Genomic DNA, 16,705 nt, shown 5'->3' with positions numbered 1-16,705 from the left:
AGATGGGGCAAAGAAAAGACTGAGATTGGCCATAAAGGGGGATTTAACAATAAAGAGTGCGAAGAGAAGGCGTAAAGAATGTAAAGTTTCTAACTTAAGAATGGTTTTGGAAAGCAAATGCAGTGTTTATCGGTTTAGACCAGCCCTGCTCCCGTTCCTGCTCCGATGAAGAATCGGGAGCATCCACCTAAACCCATGCCTGCTGCAGGCATGGGTTTAGGTGGCTAGGATGGAGATGCTATTAACGTTTTAAAGCGGATGTAGAAACAGGCTTTGCTTAGAAGAACAAAAACCTTATTAAATAAACCTGACAGCAGCGGGTATCCCACAGTGAAGCGCAGCGAAACGAGGACTACAAGCGAATAGCGGGACGAAAGCACCTATGGAACCCAGACCGTTCGTTTTCAAAAAATCTTGCTTATTAAAAAATAGGCGGGCATGGTCTTCGATTCCGATACCATTGACGTTATTGCTTAATTGTTTGATATTTAGAGTCTTGTAAAATATGCATTTCCATCCAACAAGGCCTTAGCACTGTATCTCCGTTCTATTTAAGTCCGGCCTAACAAATTTTTCGGACTCCACTGACCAAGCCCTATTACTTGCTTTAAAAGAAAAATTTTCAGCCGGCATTTTATTAATAGTTTTCTGTTGTTTTCATTTGTATTAATGAGCTCGGCAAAGCCTCGGTTTTGTTACTTTTTGATGCCAAAAAGTAAGAGCCCTTCGGCGGCGGCGAGCCGAGGCAAGACCGAGCTGTATGGAATAAGAAATCAGTTACGTCATTTATATTGATTTTTATACCATAAATTATCCCTCAGGATGACAAAAAACGCTCGTTTTCAAAAAAAATCATATCATATCCATCTGACAATGATCAAATGAAAACGCAGCGGAGTGGAGTATGCTATTTAAGATAGATTTCTCGACTGCGCTGCGCTTTGCCTGAAACGACGGATTTTTTTATTTGCTCAGCTCTGCGAAATATTTGTGGAACAATGGCAAAGTCTCGATTCCTTTATAATAATTGTAAATATCATATTTCTCATTAGGAGAGTGGAGTGCATCGCTATCTAAACCGAAGCCCAAAAGCACCGATTTAATACCCAATACATCCTCAAACAAGGCTACAATTGGAATACTACCTCCCCCACGCGTCGGAATAGCCGTTTTACCGAAACTATCTTCAATGGCTTTTTCAGCAGCCTTATAGGCCACACTATCAGTTGGGGTTACCACAGGCTCGCCACCGTGGTGCGGCGTCACTTTTACCTTAACATTTTTAGGCGCAATGCTTTCGAAATGTTTGGTAAAAATCTCGGCAATTTCTTCTGAGCTTTGGTTAGGCACCAAACGCATCGAAATTTTGGCATTGGCTTTACTTGGCAATACGGTTTTAGCACCTTCGCCAATATAACCGCTCCAGATTCCGTTAACTTCTAAGGTTGGGCGTGTACCAGTACGCTCTAAGGTCGAATATCCTTTTTCGCCCCAAACCTCTTCAATATCTAAGTCTTTTTTGTATTCAGCTTCGTCATACGGTGCAGCGTTTAATGCTTTTTTCTCTTCATCTGATAATTCTACCACTTTATCGTAAAAAGCAGGGATGGTGATGTGGTTGTTTTCATCGTGTAACGAAGCAATCATTTTACACAGAATTGTAGCCGGATTGGCCACTGCACCACCATAAACACCAGAGTGTAAATCGCGGTTCGGACCCACTACCTCAACTTCCATATAAGCCAAGCCACGTAAACCGGTTTCAATTGATGGGTGTTCCATACTGATCATGGAGGTATCAGAGATTAAAACTACGTCTGCTTTCAATCGCTCCTTGTTTTCATTTACAAAAATACCCAGATTGGCAGAGCCTACTTCTTCTTCACCCTCAATCATAAACTTAACATTGCAAGCCAATGTATTGGTTTCCATCATCAGTTCGAAAGCTTTTACATGCATGTAAAACTGGCCCTTGTCATCGCATGCACCACGGGCATAAATTTTACCATCGCGCACTGTTGGCTCAAAGGGCGGCGTATGCCATAATTCTAACGGATCTGCCGGTTGCACATCATAGTGGCCATATATTAAAACGGTTGGTAAAGCAGCATCAATAATTTTTTCGCCATAAACAATAGGGTATCCGGCTGTTGGGCAGATTTCTACGTGATCAGCACCTGCATCCTTTAATTTTTGTGCTACATAGTCGGCTGTTTTTAAAACATCACCTTTGTATTGAGGATCGGCACTAACCGATGGAAAACGCAATAACTCAAACAATTCATCTAAAAAACGTTGTTTGTGCGTTTCTACGTATTTTTTAATCTCTTGCATAACAAAATTAGTTTGGGCAAATATAGGCTTTAACAAATAAAAGGCACAGTAAACGATTAAATTATCGTCCATGGAGCCATAAAACTGATCTGCTTGCTTAGATGTACCGCAGTTAATGATTTAAGCTCAAAATCGCATGTTGATGTTCATTTCAAAAGCCGTTTTTTTGAGTGGTACAAATCGTTTTATGTTTGTAAAAAAGAATAGCACAAATATTATTTATATTTACTTTTTAGTAAATTGCGCAATTAAAATATCCTTAATCCTGTACGAAAGAATTTTCAACAATGAAGTTTAGCGCGAAAGTATTTGTATCTCTGCTGCTGCTTCTTATCCTCTATATTTCTTCCTTCGCACAAGGCCCAACAGCTCCTCCTATCCGGGTAAGTTGCCCGGAAGCAGCGCAATATTATGCGAAAGACAGTATTAACATTGTAACTTTTGGCGCCAGTACCGTAGAGGGTGTAAAGGGTATTGGTTTTCAGACCATGCTGCAAAACAATTTTTTAAATTGTTACACCAACAAAATAGTTGATATTACCAATCATGGTATTGGTGGCCAGACTACGCTGCAGGGATTACTCAGAATCGATAACGCCATTGCCAACAGAACAGGTTTTATTGTAATTAACATGGGCATTAATGATGCCATTGCGATGACGATGGGCAAGGGAAGCGTGGACGAAACCGTTGCCAATATGCGGTCGTTAATTACGATTAGCCTTAAACAAAAATTAGTTCCTATTTTGTGCACGCTACAGTTTGCTGATGACAGAACCAATAAAATTAATGTTGCTGTAAACAACAACATCCGGAACATAAATGCAGCTTACCGAAAATTAGCGGCAGAATATAAAATATACCTGGCTGATGTAAATGCAGCAATGAGACGCGATTTTTCGCTTTACCAGGATCCGTTACATCCAAATGCACGTGGCTACAGATTGATTAGTTATGTTATTTTTGACGCTATTAACAAAGCGATTTTTGAGAAATTCTTAAAGTTTACCGTTACGCAGAATTATCCGAATCCTGCAGCTATGCAAACCTTTATTGATCTCGTTTTACCGGAAACAGATAAAATTAACGTGCAGATTTACGATACGATGGGCCGATTGGTTAAAACAGTGGTAAATGAATATCTTAACATAGGAAAACACACTTTAGAAATCAATACCTCTACTTTTGTTCCAGGTATTTATTTCTTCAAGATTTCTTCTGATTCTGGTCAATACAACACAACCAAAAAGTTTATTGTGGCGAGGTAACAAAAGATTTAAACAGGAGTCTATTGATAGATGAATATGTTTTATACCTATAAATATGCACACGGAGACCACTTTTACCAACGAAGTTATAAATCTCGATCTTCTTCCAAAATATGAAACCATTCAGCTAAACCGGCCACATCCGGATTATTGGAAAATCATTTGTATTAACCTATTACTTTTTTTTGGCCTGCTGGCCATATTGGTGGGTATTCTGCTATTTTTTGTGGATGAGATGAAACCAAATGCAGTATGGATCATTCCTTCCTACCTGGTGCTTTTATGTAGCTTCTTTTTTCTTTTCAGGGTTAGCTTCAAAAAACGGGGTTATGCGATCCGTACGCACGACGTTATTTATAAGAGCGGGATTATTGCAGAATCGACAACCATTGTTCCTTTAAACAGGATTCAACATATCGAATTAAATGAAGGCCTATTTTCAAGAATGTATAACTTGGGATCGTTGCAGTTATTTACAGCAGGTGGCCAAACCGGCCATATCCATATTTCAGGTATTGCAATTGATGAGGCAAAACACATCAGAGACTTACTGTTGAACAAATTAGAGCAGCTTGAAACTTCAATAACCGCACTGAATACCAATGAATAACGATTTTAGTAAACCGCAGCGCGAATCGGCCCTGGGTATTATTGTCATGGGTGTGCATATGATGCTCAAAATTGGCAAGGCAACTTTTTTCCTATTCGTTATTGCTTTCGTAAAGATGTCAGGCACTGCTTTCGTCTACCTCATGCTGGGTATTTCGGGAATAATGGTATTCAGTTTTTTATTTGCTTACTTATGGTACTTAAAATTCACCTTTTTCTTAGACAAAGAAAAGCAGGAATTTGTGGTTAACAAAGGCATATTCAACCGCGACCAGGTGATTATTCAACTTGATAAAATACAACAGGTTAACATCAACCAAAATATTTTGCAGAAAATTATCGGCGTTTATGGATTAAAAATCGATACTGCTGGTGCTCATGGAGAAGAAGTAAGTATAAGAGCCATTGACGAAACTTCTGCTTATAACCTTAAAGAACACCTGTTAAACAGAGAAACCACAACCCCAACGCAGGGAGAATTTGAACAAGAAAGCGAAAAGGCAGCAGAGCCACCGTTTTTAAGAATAAGTTCGCTGACGTTGCTTAAAGTTGGCTTAACCTCTAACTATGGGCAAAGTTTAGCTTTATTGGTTGCTTTTTTTTATACCGTTATATATGAAGGCCGGCAGTTACTTGATGCTTTTAAAATTAATAAAGATGAAATTCAGAGCACAGTAACAGGTATGCTAACCATCGTTACGGTTTTTATCTTAATAGCATGCCTTTTAATTGTACTGCTAATTGTTAATCTGGTTAGAACTTTTTACAAGTATTTTGAGCTTGAAATTAGTGAACATTCCAATACACTCTTAATTTCGTCGGGATTAATTGCCAAGAAAAATACGCTGGTTAGTCCAAATAAGGTACAGATTACAAAATACAGTCAGAATTACTTTCAGAAAAAACTGAACATGTTAAATATGAGTTTAAAGCAGGCTCATTTTGGTCAAAGTAAAAAAGGACATGAAATGCAAGGAAACACTTTAGAAATTCCGGGCTGTAATGCTGGTGAACGCGACGAACTGCTAAAAATGATATTGGGCAAAATGCCGTTAAAGGAAAAAACCTTTATTCCCGACTGGCGTTTTTTAAACCTACCTATTTTCTTTAAACTGATTATACCCGTATCAATCTTTTTGATCACTGCTTTTAATATACCAGAACTTAAACCTTATATGGGTGTTGCAATTGCCTATCTAATTATCGGTATATTCATGATCTACATTAATTACCGCAAGCACCGGATTTCAGTAAGTCAGGATTTTATTATCAAAACCAGCGGAATCTGGGATATCGCAAATGAAATTATAACGCCGAATAAAATTCAGTCTATTACCACCTTTCAGTACCCCTGGCATAGAGGAGTGGATGTTGGACACCTCACTTTACATACTGCTGCAGGTCAGATTCATTTTAAATATGGTAACTATACCGAAATTAAGCAACTCGTGAATTATTGGCTCTACCAGGTAGAAAATAGAAATGAGAATTGGATGTAATATTTAAATAAATAAAATAATCGCGATGAATACCGTAGAAAAGATCATTCTACTTGAAAGTAGACTACTAACGGCCATACAAACTGGTGATGTGGAAGACTTGAACATGCTTCTGCATGATGATTTACTTTTTAACTTTCCTAATGGAGTAACCATAACCAAGGCTGTTGATTTGGAAACTTATACATCGGGAAATTTGGTTGTAAATTCTATTTTCCCATCCGAACAACAAATTAATGTAATTAATGATACAGCGGTTGTCAGTGTGAAAATCGAATTGAATGCGATATATCACGCACAATCCGTGGAAGGTATTTTCAGATATTTACGGGTATGGAAATGGTTTGATCAAGAGTGGAAAGTAATTGCAGGCAGTTGTGTAAGCATATGAAATAGTAGCTGCCGAAGTTTAATTCAGACAGCTACTATAAATTAATCAATTCTGATATGCCGCCGCAAAATCTGCAGCGAAATCTTGAAGTTTGATGTTACCTAAAACAGGTCTGTTTTGATAATAATCTACAAAGAGTTTATTGCTTCTGATCGCATCGCCCATTTCTACATAATTTTTGGCTATTTCTTCAGGCAAACCTGCTCCCATCATCCCATTTAAGGCTTCTTCATCGCTAAATTCAACCCAGGGTAATGCTGGTTTGCCCACAGCAGTACCTAAAGCTTTGGCAACATCAGCTGGCGTACTTTCATCATCACTAGCAACGTATTGGATGGTTTTACCTGCAAAATCGCTTTCTAATACCTCTGCAGCTACTTCTGCAATGTTTCTTGGATGCACCAAAACAAGTTTCGCACCGGCGCCAAAATTAGATCCCAATATATTTGCATGTTTAACCATATTGATGTTGGCCAAAAAGTTGATATAGAAATAACCTGCACGCAAATGTTTGATGTCTATCCCATTTAATTCAGCAAAAATAGTTTCTACGTCATGCAAGCCGGCAATCGGACCGGTTCCACCAGGCAGATCAGCACCTACGCTACTTAAATTTACTACTTTTTTAACCCCCGACTTTTTTATGGCGATGGCATAGTTTTCGCCGATACCTTTGATATATTCCCGAAATTTTGGCGCGGCAAAATTTGGTGGAACCATCGTATAAATCGCGTCGGCACCTGCAAAAGCATCCGTTAAAAATTCGGTATCTTCCACACTGCCAATTAAGGGTATCGCCCCCAGTGCTTCAATTTCTTCTGATCGATCGGCATTGCTGCTAATTACTTTTACCTCATGGCCTTTAGCCACTAATATTTCTGTCAATGGCTTTGTAATATTACCGATTGATCCTGTTAATGTTATTTTCATATTTTTTGTTTTTAATTATCGGATACAAATCTATATTTGCACTTACTTTTATACAAGTACTTACCCCAAAGTATGTAACCATGACAGCCGTTAAAGAAAGTTCGACCCGTAATTTTAATAAAGGCGTAGCATTAACCAGCTGCCCCGTAACTTTTGTAATGGAAAAAATTGGTGGTTATTGGAAACCAATTATTATTTTTCATTTAATGAGCGGACCAAAACGCTATAGTGAGTTAAAGCGGGCCATTCCGCAGATAACGGAAAAAATGCTCATACAACACTTAAAGCAATTGCAAAATGATGACCTTGTTTATCGGGATGCGCAAGCCGTTATTCCACCCGTGGTAACATACAGCCTCACCAAATCAGGTGAGGATTTATTCCAGGTATTAGATTCGATGGTTGATTGGGCGGTTAAAAATGGTTCTGCTTAGCTATATGCGTATACATTTGGGCGATCGGAATGACGATTAAATATATAATTAAGGCTTTTAAACCTTCAATAGCAGCCCAAATTTAATGACAGAGGACGAATCGAAGTGTAAGGCAAAACAGGTGAATTAACCTGATACTTGTACAGTCATTGCATTACGAAAAGAAATGAATTGATAAATAGGCGATATATTTTTTTTATTGCTTGGAAATGAATGGACAGTTTTTCATTGGAGATTGGAGCCCTGCTGTTCACTGTTGCCCTCATGCTTCGGGGCTGACGCTGCCATCAGGTTTACAAATAGTGTAGGTGCTAACTGCAACCTTAAAAATGAAATACGGGTATCGACTCTCTATAAAAAGAAATCATTTCAAATACGCCAAAATGGCCTAAAGTATCATGATTCCTTTGATGTTTCCCACTTGCTTATAAACAGCAATGACCTCATCAGCATTCTGCACCGCCTTTTTAACCGTAATGGAAACATATTTTCCTGTTTTTGAGGGCTGTTCGATAAATTTATCGTTCGGCAAAATGGCACGTAAATCCTGTATTTTATCTAAGCCGCCTGTAATGATGAATTTAAAATGGTAAATGCCTGGAAACTTTTCTACACTTTCCAATTTCTCTTTTAAATTCACATAAATATCTTGGCTGGCGCCTTCTGGGATATCGGTAAATTCAATATCCTTGTTTATTTTTTTCTCTTCCATGATTTCCCTATCTCAAATTCTATACCCAAAAACTATGTATGTAAATCTGACAGCATGCATCACTTGTTTGGTGAAAGAAACCAGTTTTAAATATTGACGATAGGAATAAGTTTTAAATCAATTTAAAGTACTTCTTGGTTCATCTTTCATTGGATGGCTATTTCACCATATAAGACATGTAAGTTCATATAAGCGCAGCAAAGAAAATAAGAAAGCTCCTTACCAGACCAACTCGTCATGATGAATTCATTTTACAAGCAAGGATAGAGTTTTCAATGGCCGGTTAGCTACTGCGTGGTCAGCATTCTTCTTAACAGGAAGCCCCTGAAATAAATCCGATGGTTATACCGGATCAGGGTGACGACCATCCTAAGTTAAAAGCTGCATTAAGCTGTCAAAAAGCACTGATAAGCAAAAGGCCTTAGCGTAACGAATGATCAATATGACCCTGGATTTTAAACTAATTACCAACACCTTTGGCAAAAAGCCCTGAGAATTGTTATTTTTGAACCTCAAAAACAGGAGCCGATTTGGATTATTTAGCAGGATTAAACCCACAACAAAGAGCAGCAGTAGAGAACACAAAAGGACCGGTAATGATTGTTGCAGGTGCAGGTTCGGGCAAAACGAGGGTAATTACCTTTCGGGTAGCTCACCTGATCCAAACCGGCACCGATCCATTTAACATACTGGTTTTAACCTTTACTAATAAAGCGAGTAAAGATATGCGCGAGCGGATTAGTAAAGTAGTTGGCGCAGAGGCAAAGAATATTTGGATGGGTACCTTTCACTCAGTTTTTGCTAAAATCTTGCGTGTAGAAGCTGAAAAAATCGGTTATCCTAACAATTTCACCATTTATGATACCGATGATAGCAAAAGCGTAATCCGTGCAATTTTGAAGGAAATGCAGCTGGACGATAAATTATATGCCCCGAATTTTGTTTACGGTCGGATTTCTTCGGCAAAAAACAACCTGATTTCATGGGGTGAATACCAGGCTAATGATCAGATCCAGGCTGAAGATATCCAAAACAAACGTCCGCTGTTAGGCCAGATTTATGAAACCTATGCCAAACGCTGTTTTAGAGCAGGTGCAATGGATTTTGACGATTTATTGTTCAAAACCAACATTCTGTTAAAAGAACATCCTGATGTTTTAAATAAATATCAGCAGAAATTCAGATACCTGATGGTGGATGAGTATCAGGATACCAACTTTTCACAATATACCATTGTGAAAAAACTGGCTGCCGCTTATCAGAACATTTGTGTGGTGGGTGATGATGCCCAGAGTATTTATGCTTTCCGGGGCGCAAATATCCAGAACATACTAAATTTCGAACGTGATTATCCCGATTTAAAGGTTTACAAACTGGAACAGAATTACCGTTCTACACAGAACATTGTTGATGCAGCAAGCAGTATTATTGCCAACAATAAAAATCAATTGGAAAAAAATGTATTTTCCGAAAATGTTCCAGGTGATAGGATCAAAGTGTCCCGTGCCTTTACTGATAATGAAGAAGGAAAATTGGTTGCCGAGTCCATTATCCAGGAGCGCAGCTTAAAAGGTTATACCTATCATGATTTTGCCATTCTTTACCGTACCAATGCGCAGAGCCGTGCAATGGAGGAAGGTTTACGCAAACTGAATATTCCATATAAAATTTATGGGGGTACTTCTTTCTATCAACGTAAAGAGATCAAAGATTTGATTGCCTATTTCCGTTTAACTTTTAACCCGAAAGATGAAGAAGCGATTAAACGGGTAATCAATTATCCAAAACGTGGTATTGGTGATACTTCAATCGATAAAATCATCGTTGCAGCCGATCAGCACAACATCACGATGTGGGATGTAATTTCGAATGCACATCAGTATGTTGATGGCCGTTTGGCCAATCAGCTCAATGATTTCGCCGTAATGGTGCAAAGCTTTCAGGCAGAAGCTAAAAAACTTGATGCATACGATTCAGCATTGTTTATTGCTCAGCATGCAGGGATCTTAAAGGAACTATATACTGATGACAGTGTTGAAGGACGTGCTAGATATGAAAATATCCAGGAATTATTAAACGGTATTAAGGAATTTGCAGAACGTGAAGATATTGAAGAAAAAGGCCTTGATATTTTTATGCAGGACGTTGCACTTTTAACCAACGATGATAAGGACGGCGATAAAAATAAGGATACCGTCTCTTTAATGACGATCCACTCGGCAAAAGGTTTGGAGTTTAAAAATGTGTTTATTGTGGGATTGGAAGAAAACCTGTTCCCTTCACAAATGTCATTAACCAACCGAACCGATTTAGAAGAAGAGCGCCGTTTGTTTTATGTGGCCATTACACGTGCAGAAGTGAAACTAACCATAACTTATGCCACTTCACGCTATCGTTGGGGAACTTTAACCAACTGCGAGCCCAGCCGTTTCATTAACGAAATCCACCCGAAATATTTAGAATTGGATGTTAAACCGGCAAAATCAACCAGTTTTGAAGGTAGTTTTGACAGTGAACGTAAATCATGGACTTCGCAACCGCGCGATTTCATGAGCAAACCAAAACCTGCGGCCGGCGCAACCACCTCTGCCCCAGCCGCACGTCCGAAAACAACCTCATTGTTAGCGAAAGCTCACGTACCAACGCCAGGTTTTACCCCATCACAACCACACGAATTTCAAGGTGGTATGGAAGTGGAACACGAAAAATTTGGCTTTGGAAAAATTATCAGTTTAGAAGGTACGCTACCAGATGTGAAAGCTACAGTATTTTTCCAGGGTTTAGGCAATAAACAATTGCTGCTAAAGTTCGCTAAATTAATGATTGTGAAATAAACGTAGATTTCTATTTAGCCACGGGAACGCAGAAGCGTTGACAATGACAGGATACGTCATCCTGAACTTCCGCCCGGCCAGTCGGACGGGTGTTTCAGGATCTTTATAGCTAATAAAACATTTAATCAGGTGCTGAATCAAGTTCAACAAGACGATCGCTTTTGAAAATTGCGCCCAACATCATCCTCTTTGCACTTTTCTCACTACTATCTTCGTGGTTAAAATCACTATGGTTTAAAACTTGAAAAACGATAAAATAATCCTTAATATTGGATTCGGTTCTCACGATGACAAACCATGCAGCTTACCAGGTTAGACATTAAAGGCTTTAAGAGCTTTGGCGATAAAGTAACCATCAATTTTAATGAGGGGGTTACCGCTATAGTGGGGCCTAACGGTTGTGGAAAATCCAATGTAATTGATGCCATGCGTTGGGTTTTGGGCGAACAGAGTACCAAAGCATTACGCTCTGAAAAAATGGAGAACATTATTTTCAATGGTACAAAAAATCGTAAACAGGCACAGCTAGCCGAGGTTTCATTAAGCTTTGACAATACCAAAAATATCCTTCCTACTGCATATTCGCAGGTTACCGTAACCCGTAAACTGTACCGCAATGGCGATAGCGAATATCGCTTAAACGATGTACAGTGCAGGTTAAAAGATATTACCGACCTTTTTCTGGATACCGGGATCGGATCTGACAGCTACTCGATTATTGAGCTGAAAATGGTTGATGAAATTATCACCAACAAAGAGCATAGCCGAAGATCGCTGTTTGAGGAGGCATCGGGCATTTCCAAATACAAACTCCGTAAAAGACAGACTTTCAGCAAACTGAAAGATACAGAAGCCGATTTGGAACGTGTAGAGGATTTACTTTTTGAGATCGAAAAAAACCTCAAAACCTTGGAGAACCAGGCACGTAAAGCAGAGCGATATTATAAACTAAAAGAACAGTACCGTGAGTTGAGTGTACAATTGGCCACGCACCGGATCGCCTTTTTCCGTACCGATTTAAACGCACTCGAAACCGAGGAGCAGCAGCAAATGCTTAACCGCACTGAGCTGAGCACCAAAATAGATACCGGTGAGGCTGAACTGCAAAAACTGAAGCTCGGCAGTATCAGTCAGGAGAAAAACCTTTCCGTACAACAGAAAGCCACTAACGAGTTTGTTTCCAAAATCCGTGCTTACGAGAGTGAGAAAAAAGTAAAAAATGAGCAGATGCGTTTTTTGCAGGAAAAAGAAACGCGCTTATCGGGCGAACTTGAAAAAGATAAAAACCAGGTTAACCACATCAAATACAATATCAAACGTTTAAATGAAGAAGTTGTAATAGAAACTGAGGTATTTAACCGGTTAGAAACTGACTTAAAACAGTTAAAATCAACGCTTGATACTTTGCGTGAGCAGCAGCAGATTGAGAAAAACCGGATTGACAACCTGATTAAATCGGTTAACGAACTGCAGAATAAGGTTTATCAATCACAAAAAGAAATTGACATCCTGAATATACAGAAAGATGCCTTAGTACAGGAAAGTAACCGCAATGTTGATGATACCGAAACAAAAACGCTGGAGCTAAAGGCTTTTGACCACGCTTTGGCTGAACTTGATATACAGGTACGTGAAAAACAGGCCAATATTAAAAACCTTACTGAAGCAGAAGAGCTATTGAAAACGCAGTTAGCTAATGCAGAAGCTAATCTAAGTTTGAATAAGGAAAAACTAATGGCCGAAAACCGTAAAAAAGATGCTAAGCAAAATGAGTATAATCTCACTAAATCGCTGGTTGATAGTCTGGAAGGTTTTCCTGAATCGATCCGTTTTTTAAAGAAAAACAATGCTTTTGCCAAAAGTGCCTTACTGCTATCCGATATTTTATTCTGTAACGAAGATTATCGCATAGCCATTGAGAATTATCTCGAGCCGGTAATGAACCATTACGTGGTTGATCAGTATACAGATGCCGTTCAGGCCATTAACCTTTTAACTGATGCCAGCCGCGGAAGGGCAAACTTTTTTATTTTAGAAAATGTTCCGGATAAAAACCCCGTTGCTGGCACTCATGAAGGATTGATGCCGGCTTTATCAGTGGTAGAAGTTGATAAAAAATACCAAAACCTCTGCAATTTGCTTTTGCAAAATGTTTATATCGCCTTAAACGAACAAGAAAACCGCTTTAAAACCAATCCAACTGATAGTTTAACTATATTAGCCAAAAACGGCAAGTATGCACAAACGAAATTTACTTTGGCTGGTGGTTCAGTTGGTTTGTTCGAAGGTAAAAGAATTGGCCGTGCCAAGAATTTAGAAAATCTGGCAAAGGAAATTAAATCTTCAGAGTCGCTGATCAATAAGTACAATGAAGCCATTAAAGCAGAAACTGATCAGATCTTCAATTTAAAAGAAGCTTCAAAAATCAGCCAGATCAATATTTTGCAACAAGAAATGAACCGTTTAAATAACGAGCACATTTCTGTACAAACGCGTCGCGATCAGTATCAGGAGTTTATTACCACCAGTGAAAACCGGAAAACGGATATTGCGCAAAAGATCGTGTCGATCGAAAAAGCCTTATCGGAAAAATTACCCGCCCTGGTTCAGTTGCAAAAAGATCAGCAGGAAGCGCATATTAATTTGCAGGAGCAGCAACTTAACTATCAGGAAATTGCCGACCAGGTAAACGAAAGCGCGGGTAAGTACAACCAGGATAATATTCGGTTCCACCAGCAACAGAATAAGTTATCGGGCCTGGAAAAAGATTTGGACTACCGTTTTGTACAGGAAGAAACCTTAAATAAGCGCATTGCCCAAAATGATAAAGAATTGCAGGAAACGCTGGTACAGATTACAGCAACTTTGCAACATACCGACCTGAGCGATGATACCCTTTTAGAGATGTATCAGCAACGGGAAGAGATGGAAAAAGGGCTTGCAGAAGCCGAAAAAGAGTATTTCGAAATTAAAAGCAGTATTAATCAGGTAGAAACCGATTTAACGAACATCCGCAAAAACCGTGAAGAAACCGATTTCCTTTTAACTGAAATCAAGGATAAAAAGAATGCTTTAAAAATTGATCTGAATGCGTTGAAAGAGCGTTTGGCCGTAGAATTCAATATTGATATCAACGATCTTTTAGAAACAGAGACTGCCGTTGAAGCACTGGAAAGTGAATTTGAAATCCGCCAAAAGGTAGAAAAAATGAAACGCCAATTGGACGAATTTGGCGCCATCAATTCAATGGCCATGGAAGCCTTTAAAGAAATGGAAGAGCGTTATACCTTTATTCAGAATCAGAAAAAAGACCTTAACGCGGCAAAAACCGATCTTTTACAAACAATAAAAGAGATAGATGATACAGCTAAAGATAAATTTATGCAGGCCTTTACCCAGGCCCGTGAACATTTTATCGTGGTTTTCCGTTCTTTATTTAACGAAGAAGATAGCTGCGACCTCATTTTATCAGATATTAATAACCCTTTAGAAGCTGACATTGATATTGTTGCCCGCCCGAAAGGCAAAAGACCTTTATCCATCAATCAATTATCCGGTGGCGAAAAAACATTAACCGCAACTGCGTTGCTGTTCTCACTTTATCTGCTAAAACCTGCTCCTTTCTGTATTTTTGATGAGGTTGATGCCCCTTTGGATGATACTAATATCGATAAATTCAATAATATCATCCGTAAGTTTTCTGATCAATCGCAGTTTATCATCGTATCACATAATAAACGTACCATCGCCAGCACCGATATTATTTATGGCGTTACCATGGTTGAACAAGGCGTTTCCAGGGTGGTAGCGGTAGATTTAAGAGAAGTCGCGGCTTAGGTCGGCATTTCGTCCTTGTGAGAAGGCTTTTCAGCCGACGAAGCAATCCGTTGTTTACATTTTTTCCAATTCGAAAAATGAAGGAAACAGCCTTTGGTAGTCCACAGTTCAACTGTACTATAGTCCCAATTTTATGTTTAAAGCTGCCGTTCCCATCAGTTTAAGAAACACAATACAGCACAAAAAACAGCGTTGGAATAGCGTACTGAAAAATGTATATTTGTTAATAACACCAAAGATATGTTAGCCACGGTTAAAGGATATTACGAAAAAGGAAAAATAACGCTGAAAGAAAAAGCGCCTGTACAGACCAAAACGGAAGTTATAGTTACCTTTTTAACGGAAGATAAGCCACTTTTGGCTAAAAGGGTTCCTGGTGCATTTAAAGGGAAGATATCAATTCCAGATGATTTTAACGATCCTCTAGATGATTTAAAAGAGTACATGTAATGGCATCTAATTACTATCTTTTAGACACGTATTGCTTACTTTGGTTTCAGGAAAACAGTCCAAAAATCCCAAAAAAAGTATTGGATATTATTCAAAACATAGAAAATATCATTTACTTTAGTCAAATTAGTTTATTCGAAATCTCAATAAAACAATCTTTTGGTAAACTCCCCGAGTTCAGTGTAACTGTTGAGGACATTTATAATCAGGCACTTTTAGATGGTTTTACTTTTTTATCAATTGAAAATTCTTCACTTTTCAATTATAATAACGTCTCATTGTTGAATGAGCACAGAGATCCATTCGATCGATTAATAATTTCTTCAACGATACAACAAGATGCTACCTTGTTATCTGCCGATGAAAAATTCAAGTTGTATCCGACTATTTTACAATTATTTTGGCAGTAATTTATCATAATCATGAAAATCCTCTATATCATTCCCTTAGCCATGATGCTCAGCTGCTGTTCATCCGTGAAAAATCAAACCAGTGCTACCAATTCAGGCAAATTAGATACCCAGTTATTAAAAGATGTTGAAGTATTATCATCCGACGCTTATCAGGGAAGGAAGACGGGTACAAAAGGTGCCGAAATGGCCAGGGCCTATATTATAGAAAGGTTTCAGAAATTGGGTTTAAAATCCTACCCTCAGCATGTAAACTACGCACAGGAATTTACCTTCAATGGCAGAAACAGTGTAAAAGTAAACGGAACCAATATTATTGGTTACATTCCTGGCAAAGGTACCAATGTTATCGTAGTTTCAGCTCACTATGACCATTTGGGAGTAATTAAGGATGAAGTTTATAATGGTGCTGATGATAACGCATCAGGGACCGCCGGATTATTAAAAATTGCGGCCTATTTTGCGAAGAACAAACCCAACAATACCATCATTTTCGCTTCTTTTGATGCAGAAGAGATGGGCTTACAAGGTGCCAAGGCTTTTGTAGGCAATCCACCAGTGCCGATAAATACGATCGCCATTGATTTAAACATGGATATGATCAGCCATAGTGATAAAGGTGAATTGTACATATGCGGAACATTTAAATATCCTGATTTAAAAAAATATGTTGATACGACTAAAACCAATATTAAATTGCTCTTTGGGCACGACGATCCCAGACTAGGTCACGATGATTGGACCAACCAAAGCGATCAGGGTGCTTTTAATGCTAAAAATATCCCATTCTTATACTTCGGTGTAGAAGATCACAAAGATTACCATAAAGCCAGCGACGAATATTCTACTATCACCAAACAATTTTTCAGCAATGCGGCGAGTGCTGTATTGGATGTTGTAAAAAATATTGATAAACAAACAGGCTTACAACAGCTGTTAAAAGATAAAATGATTATGATGGACAATCCAAGAAAATCAGAAAGGTTTTAACAAAATG

The 16,705-nt window shown here is 38.6% G+C and carries 13 protein-coding genes; 10 read left to right on the top strand and 3 right to left on the bottom strand.

All coding sequences use genetic code 11. The features are described 5' to 3' along the window. Positions 1 to 963: 963 nt before the first annotated feature. Positions 964 to 2,334 carry a dipeptidase gene (locus PGN18_RS20250; protein WP_335321394.1) on the bottom strand — a complete coding sequence of 457 codons (1,371 nt, stop codon included), beginning with the start codon at positions 2,332 to 2,334 and terminating at the stop codon, positions 964 to 966. A gap of 287 nt (positions 2,335 to 2,621) precedes the next feature. On the opposite strand from PGN18_RS20250, the gene PGN18_RS20245 reads away from it, so the two are divergent. From PGN18_RS20245 to PGN18_RS20230, 4 genes are read left to right on the top strand one after another with little or no spacing between them, the layout of a single operon-like run. Continuing rightward, entirely contained in the window at positions 2,622 to 3,602 is a 981-nt protein-coding gene (locus PGN18_RS20245; RefSeq protein WP_335321393.1) for an SGNH/GDSL hydrolase family protein, read from the top strand. Positions 3,603 to 3,657: 55 nt separating this feature from the next. After that, positions 3,658 to 4,212, top strand: a complete 555-nt coding sequence (locus PGN18_RS20240; RefSeq protein ID WP_335321392.1) for a PH domain-containing protein — start codon at positions 3,658 to 3,660, stop codon at positions 4,210 to 4,212. Further along, positions 4,205 to 5,710 carry a PH domain-containing protein gene (locus tag PGN18_RS20235; protein ID WP_335321391.1) on the top strand — a complete coding sequence of 502 codons (1,506 nt, stop codon included), beginning with the start codon at positions 4,205 to 4,207 and terminating at the stop codon, positions 5,708 to 5,710. The genes PGN18_RS20240 and PGN18_RS20235 overlap by 8 nt, the downstream gene beginning before the upstream one ends. Before the next feature lie 25 nt (positions 5,711 to 5,735). Next, positions 5,736 to 6,101 carry a nuclear transport factor 2 family protein gene (locus tag PGN18_RS20230; protein ID WP_335321390.1) on the top strand — a complete coding sequence of 122 codons (366 nt, stop codon included), beginning with the start codon at positions 5,736 to 5,738 and terminating at the stop codon, positions 6,099 to 6,101. Positions 6,102 to 6,146: 45 nt separating this feature from the next. Here PGN18_RS20230 and PGN18_RS20225 read toward each other — a convergent pair whose 3' ends face one another. Then, complete coding sequence (locus PGN18_RS20225) at positions 6,147 to 7,031, bottom strand: NmrA family NAD(P)-binding protein (protein ID WP_335321389.1); 885 nt, start codon at positions 7,029 to 7,031, stop codon at positions 6,147 to 6,149. Between PGN18_RS20225 and PGN18_RS20220 the strand changes: the two genes are divergently transcribed. Then, positions 7,019 to 7,465 carry a winged helix-turn-helix transcriptional regulator gene (locus PGN18_RS20220; RefSeq protein ID WP_335321388.1) on the top strand — a complete coding sequence of 149 codons (447 nt, stop codon included), beginning with the start codon at positions 7,019 to 7,021 and terminating at the stop codon, positions 7,463 to 7,465. The genes PGN18_RS20225 and PGN18_RS20220 overlap by 13 nt on opposite strands. Positions 7,466 to 7,853: 388 nt before the next feature. On the opposite strand, the gene PGN18_RS20215 is transcribed toward PGN18_RS20220, so the two are convergent. After that, positions 7,854 to 8,177 carry a DUF493 family protein gene (locus tag PGN18_RS20215; RefSeq protein ID WP_335321387.1) on the bottom strand — a complete coding sequence of 108 codons (324 nt, stop codon included), beginning with the start codon at positions 8,175 to 8,177 and terminating at the stop codon, positions 7,854 to 7,856. A gap of 530 nt (positions 8,178 to 8,707) precedes the next feature. Between PGN18_RS20215 and PGN18_RS20210 the strand changes: the two genes are divergently transcribed. From PGN18_RS20210 to PGN18_RS20190, 5 genes are all read left to right on the top strand, one after another. Continuing rightward, the gene (locus PGN18_RS20210) at positions 8,708 to 11,011 is read left to right on the top strand and encodes an ATP-dependent helicase (RefSeq protein WP_335321386.1); all 2,304 of its coding nucleotides are present in this window, start codon (positions 8,708 to 8,710) and stop codon (positions 11,009 to 11,011) included. A 297-nt stretch (positions 11,012 to 11,308) separates the two neighbouring features. Next, positions 11,309 to 14,848 carry a chromosome segregation protein SMC gene (gene smc / locus PGN18_RS20205; protein WP_335321385.1) on the top strand — a complete coding sequence of 1,180 codons (3,540 nt, stop codon included), beginning with the start codon at positions 11,309 to 11,311 and terminating at the stop codon, positions 14,846 to 14,848. A gap of 240 nt (positions 14,849 to 15,088) precedes the next feature. Then, entirely contained in the window at positions 15,089 to 15,298 is a 210-nt protein-coding gene (locus PGN18_RS20200; RefSeq protein ID WP_335321384.1) for a hypothetical protein, read from the top strand. Beyond that, on the top strand, positions 15,298 to 15,708 hold the full coding sequence (locus PGN18_RS20195; RefSeq protein WP_335321383.1) for a type II toxin-antitoxin system VapC family toxin: 411 nt from the start codon (positions 15,298 to 15,300) through the stop codon (positions 15,706 to 15,708). Before PGN18_RS20200 ends, PGN18_RS20195 begins: the two co-directional genes overlap by 1 nt. 12 nt (positions 15,709 to 15,720) lie before the next feature. Beyond that, positions 15,721 to 16,698: a M28 family peptidase gene (locus PGN18_RS20190; protein WP_335321381.1), complete on the top strand. Its 978-nt coding sequence runs from the start codon at positions 15,721 to 15,723 to the stop codon at positions 16,696 to 16,698. The last annotated feature ends 7 nt before the right edge of the window (positions 16,699 to 16,705 follow it).

It is taken from the genome of Pedobacter terrae (assembly GCF_036946585.1).
In the GTDB taxonomy this organism is placed as follows: domain Bacteria; phylum Bacteroidota; class Bacteroidia; order Sphingobacteriales; family Sphingobacteriaceae; genus Pedobacter; species Pedobacter terrae_C.
Note: the sequence above shows the minus strand (reverse complement) of the source record. Positions and strands in the feature narration are given on the sequence as shown.

Bases quoted from the DNA above. Each gene is read 5' to 3' on its own strand.
- PGN18_RS20195 (WP_335321383.1), top strand. From the start codon at position 15,298: ATGGCATCTAATTACTATCTTTTAGACACGTATTGCTTACTTTGGTTT.
- PGN18_RS20190 (WP_335321381.1), top strand. From the start codon at position 15,721: ATGAAAATCCTCTATATCATTCCCTTAGCCATGATGCTCAGCTGCTGT.
- PGN18_RS20200 (WP_335321384.1), top strand. From the start codon at position 15,089: ATGTTAGCCACGGTTAAAGGATATTACGAAAAAGGAAAAATAACGCTG.
- PGN18_RS20235 (WP_335321391.1), top strand. From the start codon at position 4,205: ATGAATAACGATTTTAGTAAACCGCAGCGCGAATCGGCCCTGGGTATT.
- PGN18_RS20245 (WP_335321393.1), top strand. From the start codon at position 2,622: ATGAAGTTTAGCGCGAAAGTATTTGTATCTCTGCTGCTGCTTCTTATC.
- PGN18_RS20250 (WP_335321394.1), bottom strand. From the start codon at position 2,334: ATGCAAGAGATTAAAAAATACGTAGAAACGCACAAACAACGTTTTTTA.
- PGN18_RS20240 (WP_335321392.1), top strand. From the start codon at position 3,658: ATGCACACGGAGACCACTTTTACCAACGAAGTTATAAATCTCGATCTT.
- smc (WP_335321385.1), top strand. From the start codon at position 11,309: ATGCAGCTTACCAGGTTAGACATTAAAGGCTTTAAGAGCTTTGGCGAT.
- PGN18_RS20215 (WP_335321387.1), bottom strand. From the start codon at position 8,177: ATGGAAGAGAAAAAAATAAACAAGGATATTGAATTTACCGATATCCCA.
- PGN18_RS20220 (WP_335321388.1), top strand. From the start codon at position 7,019: ATGTTATTTTCATATTTTTTGTTTTTAATTATCGGATACAAATCTATA.
- PGN18_RS20225 (WP_335321389.1), bottom strand. From the start codon at position 7,031: ATGAAAATAACATTAACAGGATCAATCGGTAATATTACAAAGCCATTG.
- PGN18_RS20230 (WP_335321390.1), top strand. From the start codon at position 5,736: ATGAATACCGTAGAAAAGATCATTCTACTTGAAAGTAGACTACTAACG.